At 71.3% G+C, this 21,323-nt stretch carries 16 protein-coding genes and 1 pseudogene; 6 read left to right on the top strand and 11 right to left on the bottom strand.

Going from position 1 to position 21,323, the window contains the following annotated elements; all coding sequences use genetic code 11:
• Positions 1-69: 69 nt before the first annotated feature.
• Positions 70-1,739 (bottom strand): annotated as a pseudogene (locus PINTE_RS13135) (FAD-binding dehydrogenase); the annotation flags it as partial.
• Positions 1,740-1,942: 203 nt separating this feature from the next.
• Between PINTE_RS13135 and PINTE_RS13130 the strand changes: the two are divergent.
• From PINTE_RS13130 to PINTE_RS13120, 3 genes are all read left to right on the top strand, one after another.
• The gene (locus tag PINTE_RS13130; protein ID WP_245642936.1) at positions 1,943-3,769 is read left to right on the top strand and encodes an alpha-amylase family glycosyl hydrolase; all 1,827 of its coding nucleotides are present in this window, start codon (positions 1,943-1,945) and stop codon (positions 3,767-3,769) included.
• A 352-nt stretch (positions 3,770-4,121) separates the two neighbouring features.
• On the top strand, positions 4,122-4,739 hold the full coding sequence (locus PINTE_RS13125; protein ID WP_068431360.1) for a TetR/AcrR family transcriptional regulator: 618 nt from the start codon (positions 4,122-4,124) through the stop codon (positions 4,737-4,739).
• A gap of 144 nt (positions 4,740-4,883) precedes the next feature.
• Positions 4,884-5,633 carry a haloacid dehalogenase type II gene (locus PINTE_RS13120; RefSeq protein ID WP_068431359.1) on the top strand — a complete coding sequence of 250 codons (750 nt, stop codon included), beginning with the start codon at positions 4,884-4,886 and terminating at the stop codon, positions 5,631-5,633.
• Positions 5,634-5,688: 55 nt separating this feature from the next.
• Here PINTE_RS13120 and PINTE_RS13115 read toward each other — a convergent pair whose 3' ends face one another.
• Genes PINTE_RS13115 through dapA form a run of 4 tightly spaced genes read right to left on the bottom strand, consistent with a single transcriptional unit; the run spans position 5,689 to position 10,266 of the window.
• Positions 5,689-7,026: an enolase C-terminal domain-like protein gene (locus tag PINTE_RS13115; protein ID WP_068431357.1), complete on the bottom strand. Its 1,338-nt coding sequence runs from the start codon at positions 7,024-7,026 to the stop codon at positions 5,689-5,691.
• On the bottom strand, positions 7,023-7,922 hold the full coding sequence (gene garR, locus PINTE_RS13110; RefSeq protein ID WP_084343567.1) for a 2-hydroxy-3-oxopropionate reductase: 900 nt from the start codon (positions 7,920-7,922) through the stop codon (positions 7,023-7,025). The genes PINTE_RS13115 and garR overlap by 4 nt, the downstream gene beginning before the upstream one ends.
• A gap of 54 nt (positions 7,923-7,976) precedes the next feature.
• A complete protein-coding gene (locus PINTE_RS13105; RefSeq protein WP_068431353.1) occupies positions 7,977-9,311 on the bottom strand; it encodes a gluconate:H+ symporter in 1,335 nt (444 codons plus the stop codon).
• A gap of 40 nt (positions 9,312-9,351) precedes the next feature.
• Complete coding sequence (gene dapA, locus PINTE_RS13100) at positions 9,352-10,266, bottom strand: 4-hydroxy-tetrahydrodipicolinate synthase (protein WP_068431345.1); 915 nt, start codon at positions 10,264-10,266, stop codon at positions 9,352-9,354.
• A gap of 214 nt (positions 10,267-10,480) precedes the next feature.
• Between dapA and PINTE_RS13095 the strand changes: the two genes are divergently transcribed.
• Positions 10,481-11,260: an IclR family transcriptional regulator gene (locus PINTE_RS13095; RefSeq protein ID WP_068431343.1), complete on the top strand. Its 780-nt coding sequence runs from the start codon at positions 10,481-10,483 to the stop codon at positions 11,258-11,260.
• A gap of 54 nt (positions 11,261-11,314) precedes the next feature.
• Here the strand turns inward: PINTE_RS13095 and PINTE_RS13090 are convergent, their stop codons facing one another.
• From PINTE_RS13090 to PINTE_RS13080, 3 genes are all read right to left on the bottom strand, one after another.
• Complete coding sequence (locus tag PINTE_RS13090; protein WP_068431342.1) at positions 11,315-11,686, bottom strand: RNA-binding S4 domain-containing protein; 372 nt, start codon at positions 11,684-11,686, stop codon at positions 11,315-11,317.
• Between the two features lie 17 nt (positions 11,687-11,703).
• A complete protein-coding gene (locus PINTE_RS13085; RefSeq protein WP_174524016.1) occupies positions 11,704-13,908 on the bottom strand; it encodes a DUF7800 domain-containing protein in 2,205 nt (734 codons plus the stop codon).
• A gap of 119 nt (positions 13,909-14,027) precedes the next feature.
• The gene (locus tag PINTE_RS13080) at positions 14,028-15,470 is read right to left on the bottom strand and encodes a protein adenylyltransferase SelO (RefSeq protein WP_068431341.1); all 1,443 of its coding nucleotides are present in this window, start codon (positions 15,468-15,470) and stop codon (positions 14,028-14,030) included.
• A 235-nt stretch (positions 15,471-15,705) separates the two neighbouring features.
• Here PINTE_RS13080 and PINTE_RS13075 point away from each other — a divergent pair, with 235 nt between their 5' ends.
• Positions 15,706-16,368, top strand: coding sequence for an NUDIX hydrolase (locus PINTE_RS13075; RefSeq protein WP_068431363.1), 663 nt, complete (start codon positions 15,706-15,708; stop codon positions 16,366-16,368).
• A 67-nt stretch (positions 16,369-16,435) separates the two neighbouring features.
• Here the strand turns inward: PINTE_RS13075 and PINTE_RS13070 are convergent, their stop codons facing one another.
• Together PINTE_RS13070 and PINTE_RS13065 are read right to left on the bottom strand one after the other, a co-directional pair.
• Entirely contained in the window at positions 16,436-17,620 is a 1,185-nt protein-coding gene (locus tag PINTE_RS13070; protein WP_157087233.1) for a L,D-transpeptidase, read from the bottom strand.
• A gap of 164 nt (positions 17,621-17,784) precedes the next feature.
• A complete protein-coding gene (locus tag PINTE_RS13065; RefSeq protein ID WP_068431337.1) occupies positions 17,785-19,140 on the bottom strand; it encodes a CitMHS family transporter in 1,356 nt (451 codons plus the stop codon).
• Positions 19,141-19,364: 224 nt separating this feature from the next.
• Between PINTE_RS13065 and PINTE_RS13060 the strand changes: the two genes are divergently transcribed.
• Positions 19,365-20,561, top strand: a complete 1,197-nt coding sequence (locus tag PINTE_RS13060; RefSeq protein WP_068431332.1) for a zinc-dependent alcohol dehydrogenase — start codon at positions 19,365-19,367, stop codon at positions 20,559-20,561.
• Positions 20,562-20,663: 102 nt separating this feature from the next.
• Here the strand turns inward: PINTE_RS13060 and PINTE_RS13055 are convergent.
• Positions 20,664-21,323, bottom strand: a 660-nt coding sequence (locus PINTE_RS13055; RefSeq protein ID WP_068431330.1) for a TetR/AcrR family transcriptional regulator, incomplete at its 5' end; no start/stop codon positions are given.

Raw genomic sequence — 21,323 nt, 5'->3', positions numbered from 1 at the left:
ACCGCGGCCCGGCGGCCCGGCCAGGGCGCGCAGACCCCGGCCGGCGAGCCGCGGTGAGGTGAGCCCGGCTCACAGCTGGGCGGCGATGGCCCGCCCGGCCTGGCGCCCGGAGAACAGGCAGCCACCGAGGAACGTGCCCTCCAGGGCGCTGTAGCCCATCATCCCGCCGCCGCCGAAGCCGGCGACCTCGCCGGCGGCGTACAGCCCCGGCACCGCGGAGCCGTCGGCGCGCAGGCACCGGCCCGAGAGGTCGGTCTCCAGGCCGCCGAGGGTCTTGCGGGTCAGCACGTGCAGGCGCACCGCGATGAGCGGGCCGTTCGCCGGGTCGAGGAGCCGGTGCGGCGGTGCGGTGCGCAGCAGCCGGTCGCCGAGGCTGCGGCGGTGGCCACGCACGAACGTCAGCTGGGTGTCCTTGCCGAACGGGTTGGCGAGTTGCCGGTCGCGGGCCTCGATGAGGGCCCGCAGGGCCGGCTCCGAGATGGCCGGGGCGCCGGAGCCGGTGGCCAGCCGGTTCATCCCGACGACGAGCTCGCCGAGGGTGTCGGCGACGACGAAGTCCTCGCCGTGTTCGAGGAACGCCGCGACGGGAGCCGGTGCGCCGCCGCGCAGCCGCCCGGCGATGAGCCGCAGGTCACGGCCGGTGAGGTCGGGGTTCTGCTCGGAGCCCGACAGCGCGAACTCCTTCTCGATGATCCGCCGGGTCAGCACGAACCAGCTGTGGTCGTAGCCGGTGGCGCGCAGGTGCCGCAGCGTGCCGAGGGTGTCGAAGCCGGGGTAGTACGGCGCGGGCAGCCGCGCGCCGGTTGCGTCGAGCCACAGCGACGACGGGCCGGGCAGGATGCGGATGCCGTGGTCGGCCCAGATCGGGTTCCAGTTGCGCAGGCCCTCGACGTAGTGCCACATGCGGTCGGCGTTGACGACCCGCGCCCCCGCCTCGGCGCTGATGCCGAGCATGCGCCCGTCGACGTGCGCCGGCACCCCGGCGACCATCACGCCCGGAGGCGGTCCGAGCCGCTGGGGCCACGCCGCCCGGACGAGGTCGTGGTTTCCACCGATGCCGCCGGAGGTGACGAGCACCGCCTGGGCCGTGAACTCGAACTCCCCCACCGGCTCCCGGTTGGTCGCGACCCCGCGGGGCGCGTCGTCGGAGGCGAGCACGGTGCCGCGCACGCCGGTGACCGCCTGCCCCGACGGCACCCCAGTCGACGCCCGGGTCGACCACACTGTCGAAGCCTCTGCCGAAGCCCCGGTCGGCTCCCCGCTCGTGACGAGCGCGTCGACGCGGTGCCGGGGCGCGAACGTGATCCGGCCCTGGGCGAGGTGCTCGCGCACGCGCGCCTCGAACGGCTCGACCAGGCCCGGACCGGTGCCCACGTGATGTGGAAACGCGGCACCGAGTTGCCGTGGCCCTCGGCGCGGCCGTCGCCGCGCTCGGCCCAGCCGACGATCGGGAAGAACCGCACCCCCTGCTCGCGCAGCCAGGCGCGCTTCTCGCCGGCCGCGAACTGCAGGTAGGCGCGGGCCCATTCGCGGGGCCAGTGGTCTTCGGGGCGGTCGAAGGCGGCGCTGCCGAACCAGTCCTGGGTGGCCAGTTCGAGGCTGTCGCGGATGCGCATTCGGCGCTGCTCGGGGCTGTCGATGAGGAACAGTCCGCCGAGGCTCCAGTGCGCCTGCGCGCCGATCGACTGCTCGCCCTCCTGATCGAGCAGCAGCACGCGGTGGCCCGCGTCGGCGATCTCCGCCGCGGCGACCAGGCCGGCCAGCCCGGCTCCGACGACGATGACGTCCGCGTCCATACGCTCCCCCTTCCGCCCGGGGCGCCCGCCCCCGATCACCGTCAGGGTGTCTCAATTCCGGCCCGCCCACGGGCGCGCCTGAGACATCGGCGACACGCGCCGGCCGCGCGCGGCACCCGATTCGCCCGGACCTACAGTTGATCGCCGTGCCCGCCGTGCCCACGACCGCCAGACCCTCACCGCACGCCGGCATGGGCGCGCTCCCGCATGACGGCGGGGTGACCTTTCGGGTGTGGGCGCCGAACGCGCGCAATGTCGCGGTCATCGGCGACTTCTGCGGCTGGCAGCCGGGGCGCAAGCGGCCGATGGCGCGCGACGACGGCCGCTCGGGCACGTGGTCGGTGTTCGTGCCGGGGGCGGCGCCGGGCAGCGAGTACCGCTTCCTCGTGCGGCGCGGCGGGCCGTACCTGTGGCGGATCGACCCGTTCGCGCGCCAGGTCACCGGCTCGGTCGGCAACGGCGTCGTCTTCGACCCGCGCCACCTCGACTGGGGCGACGAGACGTTCCGGTCGCCGGGCTGGGACGAGCTCGTGCTCTACGAGCTGCACATCGGCACGTTCGCCGCCGACGAGCACGGCCCGGGCACCTTCGACAAGGCCATCGGGCGCCTCGACCACCTCGCCTGGCTGGGCGTCAACGCCGTCGAGGTCATGCCGCCGTTCGAGTTCGCCGGCACGGTGAGCTGGGGCTACAACCCCTCCCATCTGAGTGCGATCGAGAGTTCCTACGGCGGGCCGTTCGCGTTCGCACGCTTCGTGCGGGCCGCGCACGCCCGCGGGATCGCGGTCTTCCTCGACGTCGTGCACAACCACCTCGGGCCCACCGACCTCGACCTGTGGCGGTTCGACGGCTGGCGTAAGGGCCGCTACGGCGGCATCTACTTCTTCAACGACCGGCGCGCCCACACGCCCTGGGGGTCGACCCGGCCCGACTACGGCCGCAAGCAGGTCCGCAACTTCCTGCGCGACTCGGCGGTGATGTGGCTGGAGGACTTCCGCGTCGACGGCCTGCGCCTCGACGGCACGAACTTCATCCGCTCCCGCTGGGGCGACGTGCGCAACCCCGGCGAGTACATCCGGCCCGGGCACGACTACCTCGCCGCGCTCACCGCCGACCTGCGCGAGCGGCAACCCTGGAAGCTGCTCGTCGCCGAGGACATGCAGCGCGACCCGGTGGTCACCCGCCCGAGCTCCGCGGGTGGCCTCGGGTTCCATTCGCAGTGGGACGCCGGCTTCGTGCACCCGGTGCGGGCCGCGCTCGAGGCGCCTCGCGACGAGGACCGCGACCTGCACGCCGTGGCGCGGGCCTTCGTCGGGCACGGGCTGCACGCCCCGCACGAGCGGGTCGTCTTCACCGAGAGTCACGACGAGGTGGCCAACGGCAAGGCCCGGGTGCCGGAGTCGGTGACGCCCGGCCGCGCCGACTCCTGGCACGCGCGCAAGCGGGCCGCCCTGGGGCTGGCGATCACGCTGACGGCGCGCGGGCTGCCGATGCTGTTCCAGGGGCAGGACTTCTGCGAGGACCGCTGGTTCGACGACCGGCGGCCGCTGTCGTGGGACAAGCGGGAGCGGCACGGCGGGTTCCTGCATCTCGTGCGTGACCTCATCGCGCTGCGCCGCAACCGCGACGGCGTGACGTGGGGGCTGCACGGCCCGAACGCCCGGATCCTGCGGGTGGACACCGACCGACGCATAGTCATCGCCCACCGCTGGCGCCGCGGCGGCCCCGGCGACGACACGATCGTCGTGGTCAACCTGTCGACCTGGCCCGTGCACGGCTACCCCATCGGGCTGCCGCGGACAGGTGAGTGGCGGCTGCGGATCAACACCGACTCACCGGTCTACGGCGAGGGTTTCGGGTCCGTCGTCTCCTCGGACGCCGACGCCCAGCCGTGGTGGTGCGACGGCTACCCCGCGGGCGCGCTCGTCGACATCGGGCCCTACGCCGCCCTCGTCTACTCCCAGCAGCCCTGACCCGCCGCGCACCCCGCGCACCCCCGAGCACCCCCGAGCACCCAGAGCACCCCGAGCACCCCGAGCACCCCGAGCACCCCGCGCACCACCGAGCTCCCCCGAGCACCCCGCCGATAGCCGCCGACAGTCGCCGTCACCCGACGACGGCGACCGCCGGACGGTCGGCACCCGCAGGGGTTTCGCCATATCGACAACCTCGACGACGCGCCGCAGCGTGCCCCAGGACGCTGACCTGCGCCGATTCTTGCGCCGGCCGCATCGCGATAGTCGTTTCGGCGAATCGATTCGGGAGACTCGAACGAGGCCGCGCACTAATTAGACTGATCTACCTAATTGAAGCTAGGCTCCGGGCATGCCGACCACCCCCCGTGCCCCCGCGACCCGCGTCGGCGCCGCCCGGCGCAAGCTGTTGGCCGCCGCGGCCGAGCGCTTCTACGCCGACGGCGTCAACGGCACCGGGATCGATGCGATCACCGCCGCCGCGGGCGTCGCGAAGATGAGCCTGTACAACAACTTCGCCTCCAAGGACGACCTCGTGCTGGCCTACCTGGAGGCCCGGCACGAGGAGTGGCTGGGCCTCTACCGCACGCGGCTCGACGAGGCCGGGCCGACGGCGACCCCCCGAGCCGGCGTCGAAGCGGTCTTCGACGCCTACGTCGACCACGCCGACATGGCCTACCAGCACGGGTTCCGGGGCTGCGGGCTACTCAACGCCGCCGCGGAACTGCCGGCGGGCTCCCCCGGGCGCGAGCTCGTACGCCGCCACAAAGAAGAAGTCGAGCGGATCGTGCGCGACCACCTCAGCGGCGCCCTGCCGTCCGATGCGGCGACGCGGCTAGCCCGGCACCTGTCGTTCCTCCTCGAGGGCGCGATGTCGCGCGCGGGCCTGGAGGGCGGCGACGCCCTGCTGCACGAGGCGAAGACGCTGGCCCTGTCGCTCGTCGACGAGTCCATGAGCCGCGGATCATGACGCCCTCCGCTCCGCTCCCGCCGCGACGGTTCATCGATCGCTGGCTATCCCTCGTCGGCGCCGGCCTGGCGCGTGCCCGCGTCGGCACCGGGGCCTCCCTGACACCGGCCGAACGGGCCCACACACCGACCGAAGGAATCCGCCATGACCTCCGACAGACCGTCTGACCTCGACCTGACCGCCTACCGGGCGCTGAGCTTCGACTGCTACGGCACGCTCATCGACTGGGAGGCGGGCATCGCGGCCGTCCTCGCCCCGTGGGCCGCCGAGCACGGGCTGCAGCTGACCGACGAGGAGCTGCTGCTCGCCTACGCCGACAACGAGGCCGCCGTCGAACGGCAGACCCCGACGACGCTCTACCCGCGGGTGCTCGCCGAGGCCTTCCGCCGCACCGGCGCCGCGCTCGGCCGCCCCGTCAGCGAGGCCTGGGCGACCCGGCTCGGGGAGTCGGTGCCCGACTGGCCGGCGTTCGCCGACTCCGCCGACGCGCTGGCCAGGCTCGCGAGGCACTACCGGCTCATCATCCTGTCGAATGTGCACGACGCCGGGTTCGCCGGCAGCAACGAGCGCCTGCGCGGGGAGTTCGCGGCGGTCATCACCGCCGAGCAGGTCGGCGCGTACAAGCCCGCCGAGAACCACTTCCGCGCCCTCGACGCGCGGCTGCCCGAGCTCGGGGTGGCCCGTGCGGAGCTGCTGCACGTCGCGCAGAGCCTCTTCCACGACCACGTGCCGGCCAGGCGCGAGGGCCTGCCATCGGTGTGGATCAACCGGCGCCACGACCGGCCCGGCTGGGGCGCCACCCCGCAGCCGTCGCACGAGTGGAGCTACAACGCACAGTTCCCGTCGATGGCGGCCTTCGCGGACGCCGTCGACGCCGCCTTCGAGAGTCGCTGACACGAAAGGCAGCCCGTCGCACACGACAGTGTGCGACGGGCTGCTCATGCGCGGGTCACCGCACGAGGCAGGGCCGCTTGTTGTCGAAGGTCCACCCCGGCACGAGGAACTGCATGCCGATGGCGTCGTCGCGGGCGCCGCTGCCTTCGACCTTGTCCTTGTACAGCTGGTGGGCGGCCTGCACGGCGTCCAGGTCGATCTCGACGCCGAGCCCCGGCACGTCGGCTGGCACCGCGATCTCGCCGCCGACGATCTGGGGCGGGGCGACGGTGAGCCGCTCCAGGCCCTCCTGCCAGATCCAGTGGGTGTCGAGGGCGTTGTAGTCGCCCGGCGCCGCGGCGCCGCAGTGCGCGATCATCGCCAGCGAGATGTCGAAGTGGTTGTTGCTGTGGCAACCCCACGTCAGGCCCATCTCGTGGCACAGCTGCGCGACGCGCACGGAGCCTTGCATCGTCCAGAAGTGCGGGTCGGCCAGCGGGATCGACACCGACTGCAGCGCGATCGAGTGGGTCATCTGCCGCCAGTCGGTGGCCACCATGTTCGTCGCGGTCGGCAGCCCGGTAGCCCGACGAAACTCGGCGAGGATCTCGCGGCCCGAGTAGCCGCCCTCGGCCCCGCACGGATCCTCGGCGTAGGCCAGCACCCCGACCTTGTCCCGACACAACTCGACGGCCTCGGCCAGCGACCAGGCACCGTTGGGGTCGAGGGTGATCCGAGCGTTGGGGAAGCGTTCCTTGAGCGCGACGATCGCCGTCATCTCCTCGGCGCCGGCGAGCACGCCACCCTTGAGCTTGAAGTCCTCGAAGCCGTACTTGTCGTAGGTGGCCTCGGCGAACGCGACGATCGCCTCGGGCGTCAGGGCCTCCTCGTGCCGCAGCCGGTACCAGTCGACGTCGGAGTCGGGCTCGCGCACGTACTCCAGGTCGGTCTTGTCGGGGTCGCCGACGTAGAACAGGTAGCCCAGGGCCTTGACCGACTCGCGCACCTGACCGTCTCCGAGCAGGGCGGCGACGGGCAGGCCGAGGAACTTGCCGGTCACGTCGAGCAGGGCCGATTCGATCGCGGTCACCGCGTGCACGGTGGTGCGCAGGTCGAAGGTCTGCAGGCCGCGGCCGCCGGAGTCGCGGTCGGCGAACTTCTCGCCGACCTTGCGCAGCGTGTTGCGGTAGTCGGTGATGTTGGAGCCGACGACGATCTCGCGGGCGTCCTCGATCGTGGCGGTGATCTTCTCCCCGCCGGGCACCTCACCGACTCCGACCGCGCCGGTGGAGTCGGTGAGCACCACGACGTTGCGGGTGAAGTACGGGCCGTGGGCCCCGGACAGGTTGAGTTCCATGCAGTCCCGGCCGGCGACCGGGTAGACGTCGACGCTGACGACTGTGGGAGCGGTCATTCCTGCGCACCTCCTGCGCGCACCTGCGTGTCGGCAAGCTTTTCGTAGTAGCAGACCAGGGCCGAGTGGTCGCTGGCCTCGTGTCCGTCGACCGCGAGGGCGGTCATCATTTCGCGCACCGCGGCGGTGAGCGGGAGCGGGACGCCGACCTCGTGGGAGGTGGCGAGCGCGTTGTTGAGGTCCTTGATGTGCAGGTTGATGCGGAACCCGGGCTTGGTGTTGCCCTCCAGCATCATCGGACCCTTGGCGTCCATGACTGTCGAGCCGGCGAGCCCGCCGCGGATCGCCTCGTAGACCATCGCCGGGTCGACCCCGGCCTTCTGGGCCAGCGTGAACGCCTCGGCCACGGCCGCGATGTTCAGCGCCACGACCACCTGGTTGGCGACCTTGGCGATGTTGCCGGCGCCGATCGGGCCGACGTAGGTGACCGACGAGGCCATGGCGTCGAGCACGGGCTTCATCTCGTCGAAGTCGTCCTTGGCGCCGCCGACCATGACGGCCAGGGTGCCGTCGATCGCCTTGGGCTCGCCGCCGGAGACGGGCGCGTCGACCATCCGCACGCCCTTGGCGCCGAGCGCCTGCGCGACCTCCTGGGAGACGATCGGGTTGATCGAGGACATGTCGGCGTAGAGCAGGCCCTCCTTGGCGCCCTCGATCAGGCCGCCCTCGCCGAGCGCGACCTCGCGCACCTGCGGGGAGTCGGGGACCATCGTGATGACCATGTCGACCGCCGCGGCGATCTCGGCCGGGGTGGCCAGCGTGGTCGCCCCGCCGTCGACGACCTCGTCGACGACGTCGGCGTTGCGGTCGAGGACGACGAGTTCGTGGCCCGCCGTGGCGAGGTTGGCCGCCATGGGCTTACCCATGATGCCGAGGCCGATGAAACCGATCTTCACTGCGAAACTCCTTGTTGTAGTTCGTTGTTGGGTCGGTGTTGGGTCGGTGTGCGATCAGGAGACGGGGCCGATGATGAGGTTCATCGACAGCACGCCGGCCAGGCCGAGGATCGACAGCACCGTGGTGTAGGTAGTGCGGCACTTCAGGGCCTCGGTGACCGAGAGGTTGAAGTACTCCTTGAACATCCAGAAGCCGGGGTCGTTGACGTGGCTGAAGGCGATCGAACCACTGGAGACGGCGAGCACCATGAGCTCGGGGTGCACCATGCTCGGGCCGACGAGCGGGGCGGCGACACCGGCGGCGGTGACGACCGCGACGGTGGCCGAGCCGAGGGCGACCCGCAGGATGACCGCGATGAGCCAGGCGAGGACGATCGGCGAGAGCGCCCAGCCGCTGGTCATGTGGGCGATGTAGTCGGCGATGCCCGCCTCGACGAGCACCTCCTTGAACGCGCCGCCCGCGCCGATGACGAGCAGGATCATCGCCATCGCCTTGGCCGACGAGGTGCAGGAGGTGGAGACCTCGCTTAGTGAGCGGCCGACGCGGGGGCCGAACGCCCAGATCGCGACGAGCAGCGTGATGAGCAGCGCGATCGGGGCGGCACCGAAGAAGCCGAGCCAGTTCTGCGCCGGGTGGTCCTCCGGCAGCGTCATCTCCGCGACGGCGGCACCCGCGAGCATGACGACGGGCAGCAGCGCGACCGAGACGGACAGGCCCATCTTCGGCATTTCCTCGTCGGTGAACAGCTTGTCGGAGACCAGGCCGTCGGGGATCTGCGGGTTCATCGCCTTGATGAACGGCAGGCGCGGCCAGATGAGGGCGATGACCGCGCCGATCGGCACCGCGAAGCACAGGCCGTAGAACAGGGTGAGGCCGACGGAGGCGTCGTACATGCCGGCGACGGCCGTCGGGCCGGGGTGCGGCGGCAGGAAGCTGTGCATGGTCGACAGCGCGATCGACATCGGCAGACCGACCCAGAGCAGGTTGACGCGGGTGGCGCGAGCCAGGGTGAACGCGACGGGAACGATGATGACGAAGGCGACCTCGTAGAACATCGTGACGCCGATGAGCATGGCGGACACGACCATCGCGGCCTGCACACCCTTCTCACCGAACCAGGCGACGAGCTTCATCGCGATGCGCTGGGCGGCACCGGCGTCACCCATGACACGACCGATCATGGCGCCGAGACCGATGACGAGCATGGTCTCGTCGATCTGGCCGCCGACACCGTCGGCGAGGATCTCGGGGATCTTGCCGGCCGGAATGCCCATGACGAAGGCGACGGCGACGGCGACGAGCAGGAGGGCGATGAAACCGTTGAACTTCAGCTTGGTCATCAGGACCAGCAGCACGGCCACGGCGACCGCGACGACAACGAATGGCATGACTGTTTCCTCTTTGAAACGTGGGGTGTAGCGGGTCGCGCTACGGGTTGGTGATGTCGGCGATGACGGAGGTGAGTTCGGAGCGCAGGGCGTCCGGCACCTCACGGGCGGGGGCCAGGCAGTAGCCGACGTCGACGCCGGCCAGGCGGGCGCCCTCCTTGAGCACGACCGGAAAGGTCGCGCGGTCCACAAGGTGCCGGAAGGGCGTGAGGCGGTTCTGCAGCGCCAGCGAGCGCTCGTGGTCGCCGGCGACGAAGGCGTTGTAGATCTGCGAGACGAGCGCGGGAGCGACGTTGGCCGTGCCGGCGATCGCCCCGTCGGCCCCCATCGCCAGCGCCGGGTAGATGAGCGTGTCCTTGCCGACGAGCACGGTGAACTCGTCCGGGGTCTCGCGGATGAAGTCGGCGGTGATCGACAGGTTGCCGGAGGAGTCCTTGATGCCGACGATGTTCGGCACCTGCGCGAGCTCGAGCGTGGCGGCCAGCGAGATCGGCACCATCGTCTTGCCGGGGTTGTTGTAGAGCAGCACCGGCAGGTCGCTCTCGGCGGCCACGTCCTTGAAGTGAGTGACGAGCTCGCGCTGGTTGGGGGTGAGGAAGTACGGGGTGAGCACGGAGAAGGCGGCGACGCCGCCGACCTCCTGCACCATGTGCACGGTCTTGATGCAGTCGCGGGTCGTGATCTCCGAGGCACCGGCGTAGATCGGCACCCGGCCCGCGGTGTGCTCGACGGTGATCTCGATGACGCGGCGCTTCTGCTCATCGGACAAGCCGAAGATCTCCCCCGAGCTGCCGAGCACGAAGACCGCGTGCACACCACCCCCGATCACGTAGTCCAGCAGGTCCCGCAGGGCCTGCTCCATGAGTTCGCCGTCCTCGGTCAGGGGCGTGACCATCGCCGGGATGACTCCGGTCGCGCGGAAGGGCTCCGCCGTGGGTTCGGGAAGTGTCGACATAGTTCGTCTCCAGGGATCAGCCGCCGGTGCCGTCTCCTATGACGTCGTGGCGTTCCGTGTGAGAACACACTATCTATATATGTGAATCGTGTCTACACTGAGAGCAATAGACGTACCCAATGGACCATTGGTCCCGATTCGTAGACATCTGTCTTCGGTCGATACCGTACTCGGCTCGCAGCCCGCATACGCTGAGACGAACGAAGGGAATCCGATGGGCGAACCTGCAATCACGGGCGCGTCGGGGGTCCGGGAGGTCAAGTCGGCGGTCCGCACGATCGACGTCATCGAGTACCTCGCGCACCGCCAGGCCAATCCCGCGCGCCTGAAAGAGGTCTCGGACGCGCTCGGGGCGCCGCGCTCGAGCACGTACGCGCTGCTGCGCACCCTCATCGGGTGTGGCTGGGTGCAGTCCGATGAGTCCGGCAACCTCTACAGCCTCGGCATCAAGGCGCTCATCGCCGGCACGTCGTACATCGACGCCGACCCCTACGTGCGGATCGTGCGGCCGATCCTGGCCGACCTTGCCCTCAAGCTCGACGAGACGATCCACTTCGGCCGCCTCGACGGTGACCAGATCGTCTACCTCGCCACCCAGGAGTCACACCAGGAGGTGCGGGCCTACAACCGGGTCGGGAGACGGTTGCCCGCCTGGGCCACGGCGCTCGGCAAGGCGGTGCTCGCCGAACAACGACCGCACGCCGTGCCCTCGCAGCTCTCGCCCCTGACCCCGCACACGATCACCGATCGCGACGACCTGCTCGAAGACCTGGAGAAGACCCGCCAGCGTGGCTACTCCATCGATCTGGAGGAGAACACGATGGGGCTGCGCTGTTACGGCATGGCCCTGCACTACACCGCGCCCGCGCGCGACTCGATCTCCTGCTCGATCCCCCTGGCGCGGCTCACGCCCGAGCTGGAGAAGACCGTGCTCGAGGCGATGTCCGGCGCGCGGCTGCGCATCGAGCAGAGCGCCCCGCTACTCGTGCGCTGAGGCCTGCCGGGCCCCGAGCCTCGCGACCCAGCTGCTGCCAGCCGCTGCGCCTCGCTACCAGCCGCGGAGGCGGTCGAGGCGGCGGCGGTCGCGTTTGGTGGGGCGACCGGCTCCGCGTTCACGGACGGCGACGGGGGCGGGTCGTTCCTCGCGGGGCGGGGGCGGGGGGCTCTCGTCGACGTAGGCGGCGACCGCGAGCGGAGCGCCGACGCGCTTGCTGAGCAGCTCCTTGACGACGAGGATCCGCTGGTGCCGCAGGCCGGTCACCTCGACACGGTCGCCGGGGCGCACGAGCGCCGCCGGCTTGGCGCGGCCGGAGGCCAGGTGCACGTGTCCAGCCTTGCACGCGGCGGTGGCCTGCGACCGGCTCTTGTAGATCCGCACCGCCCACAGCCACACGTCGACCCGCACGCCGCCCTCGCTCATCGCAGCCAGGGTAGGCGCTACGCCCCGCCGGCGCCCGGCTCGGCCCTCGACCCGGCGCTCGGCCCTGTCCCCGGCTCCGCGCTGGGCTCACTACCGGGCTCCACCGGAGGCACCGGTCGCGGTTCGCGAGCCAGACGGCCGAACGCGAGCGCCATCGCGCCGGCGACCGGCCCCCAGATGCGTTCCGGCGCAGACGGAGACAGCAGGTTCGGCAGCACGCTGAACGCCGAGAAACCGGCGATTCCCAGCCGCGCGATCCGCCGCAGCCGGGGCCGCGGACCGTCGGTGGCCGCGACCGCCGCCCCGGCCCAGAAGCCGACCGACGCGGCGCTGGCCACGCGCAGGGCGGGCGGCAGCACCCCGGAGTGACCGCCTCCCCAGGCCGCGCGGCCCCACGGCAGTCCCGCGGCGAGCCCGGTCTGGATGACCGCCATGCCGGCCGCTCCCCCGACCGCGACCGCCCGCGCCACCCGCACCGTGGCGGCCGCGCGCCGGCGCTGTCGCTGCACGTGGGCCGGGTTCACGTGGGCACCCGTGTGGGTCCCGGCGACGAGAAGGTCGGCGGACCGGCGCAGCCGCTGCTGCTCACCCTCGTGCTTGGCCCGGTCGATCTCCACCCACGCGTCGCGGCCGTCGAACACGACCGTCATCACGCCGTTGGTGAACATCGGCCCGTAGTCCAGCGACCAGTCCAACCCCGTGTCCGGCACCCCCGACCAGCGCGACAACCGGCGCAGCCCGAACAGCAGCGGGCGGTAGTCGACGATCGTGTTCGCCAGCCGCAGCGCCTTCGGCAGCGGGTTGCGGAACGGCGACATCGTCAGCTGCCGGATGACCGTGGCCGAGTGCTCGGTGTCGGCGATGTGCGCGCGCGCCGTGTACGAGCAGTGCACGTCGCCGGAGAGGAACAACACGCTCGCGGGCGGCTCGGGCGCGGTCGTCACCTCGCGCAGCAGGTCGACCACCCGCGCGAACGACGTGCGGAACGCCGACCAGTGCTCCATGTCGATGAACTGCCGCATGCGCTCGGCGAGGTGCGCGGCGACCCGGCCGTGCGCGCCCGAGGCGACCTCCTCGTTCCAGCCCTCGAGATGGTGGATGCCGCGCGGCAGCAGCACCGGCAGCGTCGAGCCGAGCATGAGGTGGGTGATCGGACGGCCGTCGGGGCGCTGGGTCGCCCGCTCGGTGATCCACGCCCACTCGTGGTCGTCGACCATGACCCGGTGCTCGTCGGTCAGCCCGCGCGAGGCCCGGCAGTCGATGGCCACGAGCCGGATCGCGGTGTCCGAATCGCCGAAATCGCGGACGAAGCTCCATCGGGCGGTGCCCATCTCGGCGTCCGCGCGCCACGCGAACTCGTCCAGGCCCCGCGTGCGCTCGGAGTCGTCGCGGGCGTCGTAGATGAGCCGCAGCATGCGGTCGTGGTCGAGGTCGTACGGCGAGAGGTTGCCCAGGTGCTGGTACACCCAGTAGGAGGCGAACGCCCCGACGACCCGGTCGCGCCACCACGGAGCCGCGGTCACCTCCTCGCGCCACGCGGCGGAGGTGTTCCAGTCGTCGCGCAGGTCGTGGTCGTCGAGCAGCATGCACGTCGGCACCGTCGACAGCAGCCAGCGCACCGGCTCCGGGGTCCAGCTCTCGTAGTACAGCCAGGTGTACTCCTCGAAGTTCCAGACCTCCTCGCCCACGTCCTCGCGCTCCGGGGGCACCGGCCGGTGGGCCTCCTTGAGCCGCTCCACGAGTTCCGGAGACGGTTCGTCGGCGTAGATCTGATCGCCCGCCATGAAGAGCGAGTCGGGCCACTGCTCGTGCGTGGTGTCGCGCATCCGCTCGGCGAGCGCCACGAGCGCGTCGGCGCCGAACTCGTCGAGCCCGTCCTCGTCGAACGGCGCCACCCGCCGGCACGACCCGAACGCGAGCCGCAGCTGGGCGTCGTCGCCGAGGGTGCGCACGACGCTCGGCGGCCACGGCGAGTCGGGCTCGGGCCAGACCGGTGTCTCGTCGAGGTGCACGGTGTACGGCAGGACGCTGTCGGGTTCGAGGTCGCGCACCTGCACGAGGGCGTAGTGGTGGCCGTGCACACTCCAGGTGCGTTCGTCGACGACCCGGTCACCGACGCTCACCCGCACCGTGCAGGCGCGGTCGGTCTCGACCCAGATCGTCGCGTCGTGACGGTCGACGTAGCGCAGCAGTGGGCCCAGCAGAAGACGCGGCTGGCTCATTCATCGAGCCTAAACCGTGCCGCGGGGCACCCACCGCAGGGTGCGCACGCCCGCGGTGTGGGGTGGCGAAAGCCATACTTTCGGTGGAGCGACGCGGTTCATCTTGCGAGACATGCGGTTTAGGTTCCGCAGAAGGTCACGTGCGGCGGTGCGCCGGACGGCGCAGGGTCGGCGAGATCCGCGAACTCGCGGCGCGGCTCGTACGGCGCGCGGACCGCCTCCAGGAGGCGGTGGAACGGGCCGAGGTCCCCGGCGGTCGCCGCGTCCAGCGCCTCCTCGACGCGGTGGTTGCGCGGGATGTACACGGGGTTGAGGCGATTCATCGCGGCCGTGACCGCGCCCCGGTCGGCGGGCAGCGCGGCCTCGCGGCGCCGCGCCCACTCCTCGAACGGAGCCGGGTCCGCGAACAACTCGGCGGCGGTGCCGGCCGCCAACGCCCGGAAGAACGTCGTCAGGTCGACGCGCTGCTCGCGCAGCAGGCCGAGCACGTCGGAGACGAGGTCGCGATCGGTCTCGACCAGGCCGAGCTTGGCTCTCATGCCGCGGGCGGCGGCCTCGTCGTAGCGTCGGGCGAAGGAGTTGAGCACCTCGGTGGCCGGCTCGATGGCCGCCTGCGGGTCGGCGTCGATGAGCGGCAGCAGGGTCTCGGCGAACCGCGCGAGGTTCCACTGGGCGATGCCGGGCTGGTTGCCGTAGGCGTACCGGCCGCCGTGGTCGATGGAGCTGAACACGGTGGTGGGGTCGTAGGCGTCCATGAACGCGCACGGCCCGTAGTCGATGGTCTGCCCGCTGATCGCCATGTTGTCGGTGTTCATGACGCCGTGGATGAAGCCGACCTGCATCCACGCGGCGACGAGTTCGGCCTGGGCGGCGGCGACCCGGTCGAGCAGGTCGAGGTAGGGGTTGTCGGCGCCCGCCGCCTGCGGGTGGTGGCGGGTGATCGCGTAGTCGGCGAGCCGGCGCAGCAGGTCGGCGTCGCCGGTCGCGGCGGCGTACTGAAAGGTGCCGACGCGCAGGTGACTGTCGGCGACCCGGCACAGCACGGCGCCCGGCTGGTAGCCACGGTCACGCATGACGCTCTCACCGGTCGTGGCCACCGCGAGCGCGCGGGTGGTCGGGATGCCCAGGGCGTGCATCGCCTCGCCCATGAGGTACTCGCGCAGCATCGGGCCGAGCACGGCCTTGCCGTCGCCACCGCGCGCGAACGGCGTGCGGCCGGAGCCCTTGAGGTGCAGGTCGTGGCGGTGACGGGCCGGGTCGACGAGCTCGCCGAGCAGCAGCGCGCGACCGTCTCCGAGTCGGGGTGAGTAGCCGCCGAACTGGTGCCCGGCGTAGACCTGGGCGACCGTGGCCACCCCGCCCGACTCGTGGCCCAGCAGAAACTCCAGGCCCGTGGGGGTGTGCAGCGAGTCGGGGTCGAGGCCCAGTTCGTCGGCCAATTCGTCGTTGAGCAGAGTCAATCGCGGAGCCGGTGTGGGCGCCGCCCGCCACTGCAGACTGAGCTCGGGCACCGCCCGCGCATACGTGTCCTCGAGCCGAACCAGAGTCGCCGTCTCACTCATACAACCCCACGCTACGACCCCGAGAACTGCGTGTCGTGGTGAGAACTGCGGCACGGACCGCAGTCGTGACCACGACCCGCAGTTCTCAGGGACGTTGGGGGCCGGGCGGCGGGCGTTTGGAGGGCCGGGCGGCGGGCGTTTGGGGGGCCGGGCGGCGGGACGCCGGGCGACGGACGGCGCGACGTTGGGGTACGGGGCGGTGCTGGAGGCGGGTGCGGGGCCGTACAGTGCCCTCGTGGCACAGGGTTCGCAGGCGACTCCCGACTGGTTGGCGACGCTTCGGCAGGTGGGCCCGGCCGACCTGCCGCCGTGGTTCGCCGACCATCCCGCTCCGCCGCGTCCGCGCCGCAGCTCGGCGGTGCTCGTGCTCTTCGGGCCGGGCGACGACGGCGAGCCGCGGCTCGTGCTCACCGAGCGGTCGCACGACCTGCGCTCCCACGCCGCCCAGGTCGTCTTCCCCGGCGGGCACGTCGAGGCCGGGGAGAGCGCCGACGAGGCCGCGCTGCGGGAGAGCGCCGAGGAGGTCGGTCTGGTGCCCGGCTCCGTCGAGATCGTCACGACCCTGCCGGGCGTGTACCTGACCCCGCAGAGCACCGAGCTCGTGCCGGTGGTCGGTTGGTGGCAGGCGCCGCACGCGATCGGCGTCGTCGACCCGGCCGAGGTGCGTCGCGTCGTGGAACCGACGGTCGGCTCCCTCGCCGACCCGGCGAACCGGTTCACCGCCACCGCGCCCGGCGGGTATCGCGGTCCGGGCTTCATCGTCGACGACCTGCTCGTGTGGGGCGTCACCGCCGCCCTGCTCGACTGCGTGCTGACACTGACCGGGCGCGCCCTGCCGTGGGACCAGCACCTCGAGACCGAAGTGCCCGAGTACCTGCTCGCCGCCTACGGCATGTGACCCGGCTCGGCCCGGCTCAGCCCTGTCAAAGCCCGCCTCGGCCGGTCCCGGCTCATTTCCCCCGGTCTCAGCCCTTGCGGGCCACCTTCTGCAGCTCCTCGTCGGGGGCGGCCGCGGGCTTCTTCGCGAGCGCCGACTGCTGCTGCCACTGCGCCCACGTGTAGTTCCAGATGCCGCCGAGACCGTTCCACGTCTCCGCCTTGCGGCTCGTGCCGGTCGTGATCACCGGGTCGCCCATGATCGTGCGGCCGTACAACCAGCGGGCGTTGCGCGGAGACAGGTTGGTGCACCCGTGTGACACATTCCGCCGCCCCTGGTCGCCGACGGACCACGGTGCGGCGTGCAGGAACTCGCCGGAGTCGGTGATCCGCTGGGCGTGGCGCACGGTGACGACGTACGGGTCGGAACGCGGGCCGCGCATCGTGTACGGGCTGCTCTTGGCGTAGACGATCTTCGTGCCCGAGCGCGTCGTGTGCCCCGGCTTGCCGAGGGAGACGGGCAGGCTGCCGATCTTCTTGCCGTCCTGCGTGACGGTCATGGTCTTGGAGGCGTTCGAGATCGACATCCGCAGGTCGCGGCCGACGGCGAAGTTCACGGTGCGTTTGGTGCCGCCGAAGACACCGTCTCCGAGGTAGTGGCCGGAGAAGGCGACCGCGGCGTTCACCGTGGTCTTCGCCGGCCAGAACGTCGCCGGCCGCCACATCACCGTGCGGTCGTCGATCCAACCCCAGGAGCCGTTGACCTTGGGCGTGGTCTTGATCGTCAGGGCCCGCTCGACGTTCGCGCGGTCGGGCACGTCGGTGTTGAACTGCACCCGGATCGGCATGCCGACGCCGACGACGTCGTGGTCGCCGGGGTACATCGACGCCTCCAGCAGGGGGGCCTTCGTGGTCGCGAAGGCGAAGGTCTTCGACGCGCGCACGCCGTCGGCGTTGTACCCGTTGACCGTCGCCTGGTAGGTGGTCGCGGGCTTGAGCACGCCGCCGAGGCTCCACTGCGTGCGCTGCCGCTGCCAGGAGGCACCGGTGCCGTCGGCGCCGACGGTGTTGGCGACGGTCTTGCCGTCGAGGCCGACGAGCGTCACGTCGGCGATGCTCCCGTTCTTCGCGGTGAACGTCACGGGCGCCGACCCGAGCACCGGGTTGACGCCGCCCTTGACGCGGGAGATCGAGAACGTCGTCAGGGGTGCGGGCTCATTGGGCGCCAGGTCGTCGAGCGACGAACACCCGGTGGCGGTGAGAAGAGTGGCCACGACGCACAGCGCGAGTCGGGGCAAGTGGGTACGCGGCTGCTTCACGTCGGGCCTCCGGCGGGATAGGAAGTGCGCGCTCCTATCGGCCGCCGAACGCCGGACTCAAGACCTCACGAGGAATTGCCTTTGAGAGAATCAAGTTGTGACACAAGCGTGTTCGCTCGTCAGATCGGCACTCCCCCGAACGTGAGGGCGCCGATGAGGAAGATGATGAAGGTGCCGATGCTCCATTTGGCGGCTGTGCGCTGCCAGGCGCCCATGTCGACACCGGTCAGGTGCAGCAGCAGGTAGATGAAGCCGACCAGCGGAGACAGCAGGTGGAAGGCCTGGCCGGTCGTGGAGGCGACGGCCATCTGCATGGGGGTGAACCCGTAGCTCGCGCCGGTCTGCGCGAGGATCGGCAGCACGCCGAGGTAGAACGCGTCGTTCGACAGCAGGAACGTGCCGGGGATCGAGGCGAACGCGACGACGAGGCCCCACTGGCTGCCCATCGCGTCGGGCACGACGTCGCCCAGAGACGTGCCGATCGCCTCCGACATGCCGGTCTCGTTGAGGATGCCCATGAAGACGCCGGCGGCGAGCACCATCGTGATGACGTGCATGGCGTTCGCGCCGTGGATCTCGATGATCTCGCGCGACTCCTTGAGCTTGCGGTAGTTCAGCAGCAGCGCGATCGCGAAGCCGATCTCGAAGATGATCGCCGAGGGGATGTCGGGCACGCCCCACAGGCCGCCGAAGACGAGCAGCACCATGAGGATCGCGGTGAGGATGAGGTTCGGCCACCACATCTTCGGGCGCTTCAGGTGCGTGGTGTCGTCGACGTGGGCCGAGGACGGGTCGTCGGAGCCGGCCGCGAGCGCCCCCGACGGCGAGAGGTGGTTGATCTCCTCCTCGGTCAGGGTGTGGATGCCCAGCCGCTTGCGTTCCGCGCGTCCGCGCAGGTAGGCGACGGCGATCACCCAGAAGATCGCGACGATCATGCCCGGCAGGATGCGGCGCAGCAGTTCGCCCTCGTCGACGCCGAGGGCCGCGATGATGCGGGCCGTCGGGCCGCCCCAGGGCAGCAGGTTCATGATCGAGTTCGCCATGATGATGATGACGGCCAGGTCCATCATCTTCATGTTCAGCCGCTTGTAGACGGGGATCATCGCCGAGCAGACGATCATCGTCGTCGTCGACCCGTCTCCGTCGACGGAGACGGCCGCGGCGAGCACCGCGGTGCCCACGAGCACCCGCAGCGGGTCGCCCTTGACGACCCGCAGGATCCAGTGCACGAGCGGATCGAACAGGCCCGCGGTGAGCATGAGCCCGAAGTACATGATCGCGAACAGCAGCATGACGACCGTCGGGGCGACGCCCTTGACGCCCTCGAGGGCGAAATCACCCAGGTCGGCGCCGAATCCGGCGATGAGCCCGATCACGACCGGGCTCAGTACGAGGGCCGTGAACGGGGTGGTGCGTTTCGTCATGATCAACGTCATGAAGATGATGACGATGAGCAGTCCCCACACAGTGAGCATCGCGGTTCCGCCTCCTTGCTGAGCCGTCGCCGGCCGTCGCTGCCCGATCGAGCTCGACCGGGAGGGTCACGCTGAGCGGGAGCGTAGTGGCGCACCCCTGCTCCACGGCGTCGTTTGCGAAGAGGAAATGACGGAATGCACAGTGCATTTCCCACATTCCGTATGACTCGCCCACTACCGGGTACAGGTCGGGGGTCTACCCGCCCGCTACCCGAGGAGTACCGATGAAGGCCGTCACCTGGCAGGGCACCGACACGGTCGAGGTGCGCGACGTGCCCGACCCCGTGCTCATCGAGCCGACCGACGCGATCGTGCGGGTCACCTCCACCGCGATCTGCGGCTCCGACCTGCACCTGTACCACGTGCTCGGACCGTTCCTCGACAAGGGTGACGTGCTCGGGCACGAGTGCATGGGCATCGTCGAGGAGGTCGGTCCGCAGGCCGGTGACCTGCGCGTCGGCGACCGCGTGGTCGTGCCGTTCAACATCTCCTGCGGCCACTGCTGGATGTGCGAACGCGGCCTGCAGAGCCAGTGCGAGACCACCCAGGTGCGCGCGCAGGACAAGGGGGCCGCGCTGTTCGGCTACACCCGGCTGTACGGCTCGGTGCCGGGCGGCCAGGCCGAGTACGTCCGGGTGCCGCAGGCGCAGTACGGACCGATCCGGATTCCCGACGAGGAGCCGGACGAGCGCTGGCTGTACCTGTCGGACATCCTGCCCACCGCCTGGCAGGGCGTGCGCTACGCCGACGTGCGCGAGGGCGACACGATCGCGGTCTTCGGCCTCGGACCGGTGGGCCAGCTCGCCGCGCGCTGCGCGTTCCACCTCGGCGCGCAGCGCGTCATCGGCCTCGACCTCGTCGACGAGCGCCTCGAGCTGGCGCGGCGATTCGGTGTGGAGACCGTCGACCTGCGCACGGTCAAGGACGCCGCCGCGGCGGTCCGCGATCTCACCGACGGGCGCGGCGCCGACGGGGTCGTCGAGGCGGTCGGCATGGAGGCCCACGGCTCGGCGCTCAACACCGCCGCGGGCTTCGCGATCGCCGGAGCCGGCAAGCTGCCCGGCCCGCTGGCCCGGCTCGCCGTGCAGAAGGTCGGGATCGACCGGCTCGCGGCCCTGCACGCGTCGCTGCTGGCGGCCCGCCGCGGGGGCACGGTTTCGGTCTCCGGGGTGTACGGCGGCGTGGTCAACCCGATGCCGCTCATGGACATGTTCGACCGGCAGCTGACCGTGCGCATGGGGCAGGCGAACGTGCGCCGGTGGAGCGATGAACTGCTGCAGATCCTGCGGGAGTCACCGGCGTTCGGCGTCGAAGAGCTCGCCACCCATCGGCTCCCGCTGTCCGAGGCGGCCCGCGGTTACGAGATGTTCCAGGCGAAGGCGGACGGCTGCGTCAAGGTGGTGCTCACGCCGGGGTCGTGAGACTGGTCGTGAGCCTGCTCGAGCCGGGTCGGGAGGCGGACCCGGGTCGGCGCGTTAACCCTCGTCGGGGCGGTCGGTCCCGTTCGCGGCGTCGGCGATCGATCAGCCGTCGGTGCCGTCGGTGCCGTCAGTGCCGTTGGTGCCGTCGGCGCCGATCAGCCGGGCGGCGGTGGCGCGGGCCAGGTCGGCCAGGGCCGCGTCGAACCGGGCGTCGTCGCGCTCGACGAGCCACATGGTGCCCGAGCCGAAGAGCGCGCCGAGCAGGTGGTCGGCGATGACGTCGACCGGTGCGTCCCAGCGCGCGTCGTGCCGGCGGGCCAGCTCGGTCAGTAGCGCCGTCGTGCCCGCGCGGTAGGTCTCGTGCGAGCGGGTCATGAGTTCGCGCAGCCGCGGTTCGCGCGCCGCCATGAGGGTGAGTTCCTGCAGTACAAGCTCGGTCTCGGGGTCGGAGCGGACGGCGTTCGCGTACGCCCCGGTCGCCGCGGCCAGCGCCTGCGCCGCGGTCCCGGACCGCGCGGCCGCCGCGTTCAGGTAGGCGATCGCGTGCTCGGTGTCGGCGGCGATGACCGCCTCGAGCAGCGCCTCCTTCGTGGTGAACGCGTAGTGCACCGACCCGTGCGGCACCCCCGCCTCCGCGGCCACCGCGCGGGTCGTCACCGTCCAGGCGCCGTCGCGTTTCATGACGCGCAGCGCCGCGTCGGCGAGTTGCGCGCGGCGCTGCGCGACCGGCACCTGGCGGCGGCGCGGGGAGCCGCTCACCGG

The sequence above is a fragment of the Piscicoccus intestinalis NBRC 104926 genome, assembly GCF_001515525.1.
GTDB lineage: Bacteria > Actinomycetota > Actinomycetes > Actinomycetales > Dermatophilaceae > Kineosphaera > Kineosphaera intestinalis.
The sequence above is the reverse complement of the archived record's forward strand: the minus strand, read 5'-3'. Positions and strand labels throughout refer to the sequence as shown.